This window comes from Sphaerisporangium melleum (assembly GCF_014646695.1).
Taxonomy (GTDB): Bacteria; Actinomycetota; Actinomycetes; order Streptosporangiales; family Streptosporangiaceae; genus Sphaerisporangium; species Sphaerisporangium melleum.
In genome coordinates this window covers 137380-146603 of the sequence record NZ_BMNT01000021.1, presented here as the reverse complement: position 1 = coordinate 146603, position 9224 = coordinate 137380, and the positions used below count along the sequence as shown (strand labels likewise).

The 9224-nt window shown below is 71.7% G+C and carries 7 protein-coding genes; 5 read left to right on the top strand and 2 right to left on the bottom strand.

Annotated elements, in window-relative coordinates; all coding sequences use genetic code 11:
* Both IEY93_RS38330 and IEY93_RS19820 read right to left on the bottom strand, forming a co-directional pair.
* Positions 1-730 (bottom strand): acyl-CoA dehydrogenase family protein (locus tag IEY93_RS38330; protein WP_229691289.1); only part of this gene is annotated, 730 nt, incomplete at its 3' end.
* Positions 731-1058: 328 nt separating this feature from the next.
* Positions 1059-2477, bottom strand: coding sequence for an LVIVD repeat-containing protein (locus IEY93_RS19820; protein WP_307837601.1), 1419 nt, complete (start codon positions 2475-2477; stop codon positions 1059-1061).
* 180 nt (positions 2478-2657) lie between these two features.
* On the opposite strand from IEY93_RS19820, the gene IEY93_RS19815 reads away from it, so the two are divergent.
* From IEY93_RS19815 to IEY93_RS19795, 5 genes are all read left to right on the top strand, one after another.
* Complete coding sequence (locus IEY93_RS19815) at positions 2658-3293, top strand: DUF305 domain-containing protein (RefSeq protein ID WP_189164574.1); 636 nt, start codon at positions 2658-2660, stop codon at positions 3291-3293.
* A 66-nt stretch (positions 3294-3359) separates the two neighbouring features.
* The gene (locus IEY93_RS19810) at positions 3360-4400 is read left to right on the top strand and encodes a nitronate monooxygenase (protein ID WP_189164573.1); all 1041 of its coding nucleotides are present in this window, start codon (positions 3360-3362) and stop codon (positions 4398-4400) included.
* A gap of 142 nt (positions 4401-4542) precedes the next feature.
* Positions 4543-5943, top strand: a complete 1401-nt coding sequence (locus IEY93_RS19805; protein ID WP_203968745.1) for a cytochrome P450 family protein — start codon at positions 4543-4545, stop codon at positions 5941-5943.
* Positions 5944-6213: 270 nt separating this feature from the next.
* The gene (locus tag IEY93_RS19800; RefSeq protein ID WP_189164572.1) at positions 6214-6543 is read left to right on the top strand and encodes a hypothetical protein; all 330 of its coding nucleotides are present in this window, start codon (positions 6214-6216) and stop codon (positions 6541-6543) included.
* Positions 6544-7614: 1071 nt separating this feature from the next.
* The gene (locus IEY93_RS19795) at positions 7615-9129 is read left to right on the top strand and encodes a glycosyl hydrolase 53 family protein (protein ID WP_189164571.1); all 1515 of its coding nucleotides are present in this window, start codon (positions 7615-7617) and stop codon (positions 9127-9129) included.
* Positions 9130-9224 lie beyond the last annotated feature (95 nt).

The window sequence follows — 9224 nt, the reverse complement described above, 5'->3', positions numbered from 1 at the left end:
GGGCGTCGAGCTTCTCCTTGCCGCCCACCAGGCAGCCGCCGGGCACGCGCACGTCGGAGAGGACGACCTCGGCGGTGTGCGAGGCGCGGATGCCGTGCTTTCTGAACTTCTGCCCCTGGGACAGGCCGGGGGTGCCCGGCGGCACGATGAAGGACGCCTGGCCGCGGGTGCGCAGTTCGGGGTCGACGGAGGCCACGACGACGTGGACGTCGGCGATGCCGCCGTTGGTGGCCCAGGTCTTGACGCCGTTGAGCACCCAGTCACCGGTGGCCTGGTCGTACACCGCCCGGGTGCGGATGGCGCCGACGTCGGAGCCGGCGTCCGGCTCGGAGGCGCAGAAGGCGCCGAGCTTGACGTCGTCGGGGGTGCCGAACATCTGCGGGAGCCACTCCGCCATCTGCTCGGGGGTGCCGTTGGCGGCGAGCGCGGCGGCGGCCAGGCCGGTGCCGGCGAGGGACAGGCCGATGCCAGCGTCGCCCCAGAAGATCTCTTCGAAGGCCACCGGGATGCCGAGGCCGCTCGGCTCGAACCACTGCTGGGCGAAGAAGTCCAGCGAGTACAGCCCGATCTTGGCTGCCTCCTGGATGACCGGCCACGGGGTCTCCTCGCGCTCGTCCCACTCGGCGCCGGCCGGGCGGATGACGCCGGCCGCGAAGTCGTGGACCCAGTCGCGGACCTCGCGAAGGTCCGCGCTCAGCTCCAGGGAGAACTCGCTCGCACTCTCGGCCATCGTCTCGACAACTCCTCACGAGGGAACGTGCCGGGCAGCCGCCGCGCGCCGCGGACGGCAGGCGTTACCAGCGGTAACACCCGGGCGGTGCTCACCTTACTCGCATCCCGCCATGACCGTGCGACCGCCGGGGACCGCCCGGCCGGCCGCGGACGCGCAGGACGGCCCGGGGCCGTGCGGCGCCCGGGCCGTCCATCACTGGTCCTGCACACTATGTTCCCCGCCCGTCGCCCCGGCACGCCGGTCAGGACGTCCGCCGAGGCCGGCGCGGGGTCTGCGGAGATGGTCGCGCGGTGCGCCGGCGGCGTCCCGCGCGACCGGCCGCCGGTCAGTCCTCGTCGGCGCTCCAGATCCAGTCGCCGTGGCCGCGCTCGCGGTAGGAGCCCTGGGTCTGGACGTTCAGGCGGTCCACATGGACGCCGTTGGCCGGGTTGGTCCGCCGATCATTGATTTTGATGACGTCGAAGCCCCGGTTGAAGTCGCTGGCGTAGATGTAGCCGTTGTAGTAGTACGCCGACCAGAAGCCGCCCGAGCCCTCGGCCGCCGGGCCGCGCTCGAAGTAACCGATCTCGGCCGGGCGGGTGGAGTCGGTGAAGTCCCAGATCGAGGCGCCGCCCTGGTACCACGCCTGCACCATGATGTCGCGTCCCTTGACCGGGATGAGCGAGCCGTTGTGCGCGACGCAGTTCTCCGTCTCCCCCTGGTACCGCGGGATCTTGAAGTAGCTCTTGAACACGAGTTGACCGTGCCTGATGTCGTAGATGGCGTCCGCGCCGCGGTTCGGGCCGACCGTCTCGTTGCAGGTGGCCGCGCCGCCGCCGCCGAGCTCGTCGGTGAACACGACCTTCGTGCCTTCGTTGTTGAAGGTGGCCGAGTGCCAGAACGCGAAGTTGGGGTCGGTCACCCGCGCCGTCACCTTCGGGTTCTCTGGGTCCCTGATGTCGAACAGCACGCCGTCGCCCATGCACGCGCCCGCCGCGATGCCCTTCTCGGCGTAGGCGGTGATGTCGTGGCAGCCGCTGGTGGGCGCCGCCAGACCCGGCTGGGTCTCGTTGCCGCCGTCGGGGAACACCACCGGGGTGGCGACCACCGAAGCCGACGTGGGGTCGTTCAGCGGCACCTTGACGATCGAGATCTTGTCGTGCGGCGGCTGGCAGTCGGGGTAGTCGGCCCGCGGCGAGTACGACGACACGTACAGGTACACGTTGCCGCGCCGCTTGTCCGGCACCAGGGTGTGGGTGTGCGAGCCACAGGCGGTCTCGACGGACTTGATGTACTTGGGGTTGGCCTTGTCGCTCACGTCGAAGATGCGGATGCCCTCCCAGGACGCCTTGTTCGACGCAGGCTGGGAGACGCTGTTGCAGGAGTCGTCGGAGCGCGAGGAGTCGACCGAGGCGAACAGCAGGTCGCCGTAGACCGACAGGTCCATCTGGGAGCCGGGGCAGACCACCGAGCTGACCACACTGGTCTTCTTGGGGTTCTTGATGTCGTAGATGGAGAAGCCCCCGTAGTTGCCCACGTAGGCGTAGTCGCCCTGGAAGGCGATGTCGGTGTTGATGGTGTTGGCGATGGCCGCGGGTTTCGGGATGTTCGCCACGTGCTGGACGTTCGGGCTCATGACGATCTGGTCGGTGCCCGGGATGTCCGCTGCCTGCGCGGGGACGGTCGCGAGCACCATCGCCGCGACCGTGCCTGCCAGGACGAGGATCCGGCCGGTCAGGCCGCCTCTGCGGGGGGTGGACGACACTCAGAACCCTCCTTGCAACTTCCTGTCAGAAGTGAACACAAGGAGATCATGGACCAAACAGATGAATGTCGCCATAGTCCACATTGTCAGCAAAATCTGCCAACGTCCCGTCTTTACCCCGGGCTCCTAATGGCGTTAAGGTGTGCAGCCGCACAGCAAAGATCCTCTCAGGGAGGCCGGGTGCGCGTCGCGCTCCTCATCGCCGCCGGCGTCGTCGCGCTGACCGTGACCGGCTGTTCGGGCGGGCCGGCGGCCCAGGCCGTCGCGACCGCCTCCGCACCCGTCATCGCCCCAGGACGGCCCGGTGAGACGGCCGGAACGCTCGCACCGGGCGACCTGGTCACTCCCGTCCCCTCCCCCACCGCCAACGCCGCGGACGTGACGTTCATGCAGGACATGGTGGTCCACCACCGTCAAGCCCTCGACATGAGCGCCCTGGCCGCCACCCGCGCCGCCTCCGACCAGGTCAAGCGCATCGCCGCGCGCATCGCCGGCGTCCAGGGGCCGGAGATCAACGCGATGATCCGGTGGCTGCGCGACCAGGGGCAGCGCGTCCCCGACCACCACGCCGCGCACCACGACATGCCGGGCATGGCGACGGACGAGCAGCTCGCGGAGCTGCGCGCGGCCTCGGGCGCGGACTTCGACCGCCTCTACCTGCGGCTCATGACCGACCATCACGCGGGCGCCATCGCCATGGCCGCCGACGAGATGGACAAGGGCTCGCACATCACCGTGCAGGAGCTCGCCGAGGACATCTCGGTCACCCAGACCGCCGAGATCCAGCGCCTGCGCCGCATCCGGCCGGGCGGCTGACGCGGGCGGCACGCGCCCGGCCGGGGGCACGGGGAGCGCCTGCGGACGCCTGGTTAGAGTGGGACAGTGGATCTCTCGGCGCTCGCCCTGCCGATCGTCCAGGCCCCGCTGGCCGGCGGTCCCTCCACCCCTGAGCTGGCGGCGGCGGTGTCCGCGGCCGGAGGGCTCGGCTTCCTGGCCGCCGGTTACCGTACCGCCGAGAGCGTGCGGTCCGACATCGCGGCGGTACGGGCGCTGACGGACGCGCCGTTCGGCGTCAACATCTTCGTGCCCTCCCCCGGCCCGGCCGACCAGGCGGCCGTCCAGGCCTACGCGGGGCGGCTGCGCGGGGAGTCCGAACGGTACGGTGTGCCGCTCGGCGCGCCGGTGGCGGACGACGACGGGTGGCGCGGCAAGCTGGACGTGGTCACCGCCGAGCGGGTGCCGGTGGTGTCGTTCACCTTCGGGACGCCGCCCCGCGAGGTGGCCGGCGAGCTGCGTGCCTCCGGGTGCCTCGTCCTGGTCACGGTCACCACCCCGGACGAGGCGGTCGCCGCGTACGAGAGCGGGGCCGACGCGCTGGTGGCGCAGGGTGTCGAGGCCGGCGGGCACCGGGGCGGCTTCACCGACGACGACACCGACTTCGGCCTGCTCGCGCTGCTGCGCCTGGTGCTGCGCGCGACGCCGCTGCCCGTGGTGGCCGCCGGGGGCATCGCCGACGGCGCGGGCGTCGCGGCGGTGCTGGCGGCGGGCGCCGTCGCCGCGCAGCTCGGCACCGCCTTCCTGCGCACCCCCGAGGCCGGGACGAGCCCGGCGCACCGCGAGGCGCTCGGCTCGCGCCGCCTGACCGCCGTCACGCGGGCGTTCACCGGCCGCCGTGCCCGCGGGCTGGTCAACCGCTTCCTGCGGGAGCACACCGCTGAGGCGCCCTCGGCGTATCCGCAGGTCCACCACCTGACCGCGCCGCTGCGGGCCGCCGCGCGCAGGGCCGGTGACGCCGAGGGCGTCAACCTGTGGGCGGGGCAGGGGCATGCGCTCGCCGAGGAGGTCCCCGCGGGGGAGCTGGTGCGGCGGCTCGCCACCGAGGCCGCGGAGGCGCTCGACCGCGCCGCCCGCCGCTGGAGATAGTTTCCGAAAAGTTTCGGATTCGTACTGGAGCGGTGACGGCAGGGGTCCATTTTGTGACCATCGCCGGCCCGGGAGCGTGATGCCCCTCACACTTGCCACGCCCGCCGGCGCGGTCTCCGGAATGGAAAGGTGGGCACCCGCATTGACGCCCGACGCGTGGATGACAGGTGAACGGCTGTCGGCGATGCCCGTCGAACCGCTGCTCGGCAGGGACTACGACGCCGATCCTGAGGGGGTTCTGGCCCGGCTGCGCCACACGTACGGCCCGGTGGCACCGGTGGACCTTCTCGGGGTGCCCGTCTGGCTGGTGATCGGCTACGGCGAGGTGCTGCGGGTGCTGCAGAACGAGGGCGACATCTGGAGCAAGCGGCCCGCCAACTGGCGGGCCAGGTCCGAGGGCCGTGTCCCGCCCGGCTGGCCGCTGGCGCCGATCTACGAGAGCAGCGGCTCGGTGTTCGAGGACGGGACGCGGCTCAGCCGGCTGCGGGACGCGTGGGCGGCCGGGCTCGCCCCGTTCCAGGAGTCCGCCCGCCCGCAGGCGCAGGCGCTGGAACGCGCCATCACCCGGCACGCCGACGACCTCATCGACCTGCTGGCCGACGGCGGGAGCGGCGCGGGCTGGGCCGACCTGTCCGCGCAGTTCGCCCGCCCCCTGCCGCTGATGGTGATCGAGCGGCTGCTGGGCCTCGCGGGCTCGCAGAGCGACGACGTGCTGATGGACGTCTGGCGGGTGGTGGACGCCGGTCCGGAGGCCGCGGCCGCCTCGCAGCGGCTGGCCGCGGCGATGACCGAGCTGGCCGCGGCCAAGATGCGCGCGCCCGGCGACGACCTGCCGTCCTACATGCTCGCGGCCGTGCCCGATCTCACCCTGGAGGAGCTGACCCGCGAGCTCGGGCTGCTCCCCGGGCTGGTGGGCGACTTCACCGGCAGCCTGATCTGCAACACCATCGTGGAGGTGCTGACCGACCCCGGCCTGTGGAGCGCCACGTCCCGCGGCTCCATCGAGGAGCTGGTGAACCGCATCGCGCTGGTGCGGACCCCTGCGGCGCACCTGACCTTCCGCTTCCCGCTCGTGGACGTGCAGATGGGCCGGTTCGTCATCGCCGCGGGAGACCCGGTGGTGCCGTCCATCGCCGGCGCCCACACCGACCCGCTGTTCGCCGGCGCCATCGACCGCAACGCGCTGCGCGGCACGCGCGCCCATCTGGCCTGGGGCGCCGGGCCGCACCGGTGCTCCGGGCGGCATCTGGCGACCCGGATCACCACGATCGCCGTCGGCCGGTTGCTCGACCGGTTCACCCGGGTACGCCTGGCGCTGCCCGCCGACCAGCTCCCCTGGCGGTCCTCCCCCATGCTGCGCGGACTGCGCTCGCTCCCGGTGCACTTCGAACTCGCCCCCCGTCCCCTGCCGCCCGGCGCCCTCGCCCCGGCGGCGTCCGCCGCCGACCGGCCGCGACCGGCGGCGGACGCCGCCCCCGCCCCCGAGGCCCCTGCCCGTTCGGCCTTCTGGCGTTTCCTCGGCGGCCTGCGCAAGGACCGCTGAAGCGCTCCCACCCCTCACTCCGTCGCGGCGTCCCGCAGTCCCCTGCGGGCTCCGCCGCTTCGGCGTGTCCAGAGCCGGGGCTGGCAGGAAACGGCCATCCGGCGGCAGCTTACTGCCTTTGTTCTCTCTGTTCCCGGCCGCCGGAAAAGCGCAAAGTTGGGAGTGCAAGAAAGAACCGGAAACGCCAAAGAAAAGGGACCAGGAATAAGGATCCGGATCGCCACCTGCACGGTGGCGGCGGGCACGACCTGGGACTGAGGGGAGAAAGCCATGCTGGTCGTGCTCACGCTGCGTCCCATGAGGGGACGCACGCTGAAGGAGACGGCGGTCGACGGAAATCGGCTGCTCGCGATGCTGCCGCGCCAATGGGACAAGGAGTTCATGCAGACCGCCGGATTCATCGCCATTCGCATCAGCACCGAGGAGGAGATCAGAACAGCACATGTCCACGCGCAGGTGGTCAGCGTCCTGGCCAACCCCGAGCTCGGCCCGTGGCGGCTGGTCTCCTACGAGACGCTCCTGCGCGACCCGAACCCGCCCCGCGCGCTGGTGCCGGTGGCCACAGCGAGACAGGTGGACCAGCACGCCGCCTGGAACTAGCCGGCACGGCACGAAGACGACGCGGTGAACGGCCGGCAGGTGACGAAAGGAGAAGAGCACCGCATTCCCGGACCAGATGACGGAAGGAGACTCGCGCGTTCCCCGGACGTACAACGGCCGATCGAAAGGAGGCGCACCGTCCCATCGGCCCCGTACAGCAGCGGACGGAAAGGAGACCGCATCCGGCCCGCACCGGCGTGACACCCGACCACCCCCGATCATGGCCGCACGGAAAGGAGGCGGCCCAGGCCGAAGTCGCACGGAAGGAGACCACCGAACCCCGGCCCGACCTCGATTCAGGTCCAGACAACGGCGTGAAAGGAGCCGGCCGCACCCGACCTTCCCCACGGAGACCTCGACCCCCCGGAACCTCACGGCCCCCACGCGAAAGGAGATGTCATCGGGCCGTCCACCCCGCCCCGAACGACGACGCCGTGAAAGGAGGCACCGATCACCGGCCCGGCCGGCCGGAAACCCGACGAAGACGACCGGCCGGTGGACGCGAAGGAAAGGAGACCAGACCCAGCGGACGACGACCTGACCTGCCCGCACCCGACCATCGAAGGGAGGCGACCCGCCCGGACACCGGCACCTGCGACTGCGCGACGAGACGGACGACGAGACACCTGACGCGAGGGAGACACCCGAAAGGACGGCACAGACGTCGCCGGACGCCACGACGGCTCCGGCGGGCGACGAGGACGACGAACGACACCGGCCGCACGCGCGACGCGCGGGAAGGAGGAGACCGTGCGGCGGAACACGCGGAAGCGATGACCTCCGACCCGGGGATGCGAGGGCGCATCCCCGGGCGAGGCCACCACGATGAACGATCAGGGGGTACGGTCACCGGACGCCGGCGACCGGGTGTGCGACCGATGGAGAGGCGCGATGAGGAGCCCGCCTTCTGTGAACGTGCACAGGAGAACTCCTCTCCCGCAGGCGCGCAGAGCCGCTGACCTCGTGGTCGATGACGGCCTGCGCCTGACGGTTTCCGGGCGTCTTCTCAAGAACACCGCGGGCGATTAGCGTGCACGTTCCCACAATCCACCTCCCCTGACCGGAGGGTCCATGAAAAGGACGATGGCGGCGCTGCTGTGCGGCGCCGCACTGCTGTTCCCGATGGCGGCCGGACAACCCGCGCAGGCCGCGGCGACCGTGACGAACGGAGGGTTCGAGTCCGGCACGACGGGCTGGAGCCTCTCGGGCACGACGGGCGCGGCGTACACCGAGTGGAGCGGGCGTTCCGGCTCCTACCGGCTCACCCACTGGTCGTCGGGCGCGTACGCGGTGAAGACCTCCCAGACGCTCACCGGCCTCGCCTCCGGCTCCTACACGCTCAGCCTCTACGTCAGGAACGGCGGCGGGCAGACGTCGGTGTACGCCGGCCTGGAGAACTGCGGCGGCCCCGACCGCAGGACGGAGGTGCCGGTCACCGACCAGTGGCTGCGGATCGTGGTGTCCACGACCGTCTCGGGTGGCTCGTGCACGATCCGGCTGTCGTCCAGCGCCCCGGCCGGCAGCTGGGCGAGCTTCGACGATGTCGCCTTCTCCTCCGGCGCGAGCACCCTGTCGATCAGGGGTGCGGACGTGTCCAGCCTGGCCAAGTCCGAGGCGTACGGCGGCGGGTACTACGGCACGGACGGCGTGCGGCGCGACGCGCTGTCGGTGCTCAGATCCTCCGGAGCCGACTACGCGCGGCTGAAGGTGTGGGTGTCGCCCGCGGACGGCTACAACGACAAGGCGCACGTGCTGACCATGGCGCGGCGGATCAAGGCCCTCGGCATGCGGCTGCTGGTCGACTTCCACTACTCCGACCGGTGGGCCGACCCGGGCACCCAGACCAAGCCCCGGGCCTGGGCCTCCCTGCCGTTCGCCCAGCTCAAGCAGGCCGTGTACGACCACACCTACGACGTGCTGAACGGGCTGCGGGCGCAGGGCACGACGGCCGACATGGTGCAGATCGGCAACGAGATCAACGACGGCATGCTGTGGGAGGAGGGCCGGGCCTCGGCCGACTTCGGCCGGCTCGCCGAGTTGCTCAACGCCGGCTCGGACGCGGTCCGGGCGGTGTCGTCCGCGACGAAGGTCGTGATCCACCTGGCCGAGGGAGGGAACAACTCCCTGTTCCGGTGGTACTTCGACAACGCGACCTCCCGGGGCGTCCGCTTCGACGTCATCGGCGCCTCCTACTACTCGTACTGGCACGGGACGCTCGCGGCTCTGCAGGCGAACCTGATCGACATCAGGACCCGGTACGGCAAGCCGGTGTTCGTCGCCGAGACGGCCTACCCGTTCACCACCGGCAACGCCGACCAGCTGGGCAACATCATCACCGCCGCCACCCCCTACCCGGGCTACCCGGCGACGCAGGCCGGACAGGCGGCGATGTTCCGGGACGTGATCAGCACCGCGCGCGCGGCGGGCGCGCTCGGCGTCTTCTACTGGGAGCCCACCTGGACGGCCGTGGCCGGCAACGGCTGGGACCCGGCCGACCCCTCCTCCGGCAACGGCTGGGAGAACCAGGCGCTGTTCGACTTCACCGGCAGGCCCACCGCCGCCATCGCCGAGTTCGGCCGCCAGTGACCGCCCCGGCCGGGCCGCGGTAGAGCGCCCGCGCACCTCGCACACGCGAAGGAGCCCGCCCGCGCGAGGTGCGCGGGCGGGCTGCCTGGCCGCCG

Coding starts and splice junctions, on each gene's coding strand:
- IEY93_RS19800 (WP_189164572.1), top strand. CDS start 6,214: ATGCTGGTCGTGCTCACGCTGCGTCCCATGAGGGGACGCACGCTGAAG.
- IEY93_RS19795 (WP_189164571.1), top strand. CDS start 7,615: ATGAAAAGGACGATGGCGGCGCTGCTGTGCGGCGCCGCACTGCTGTTC.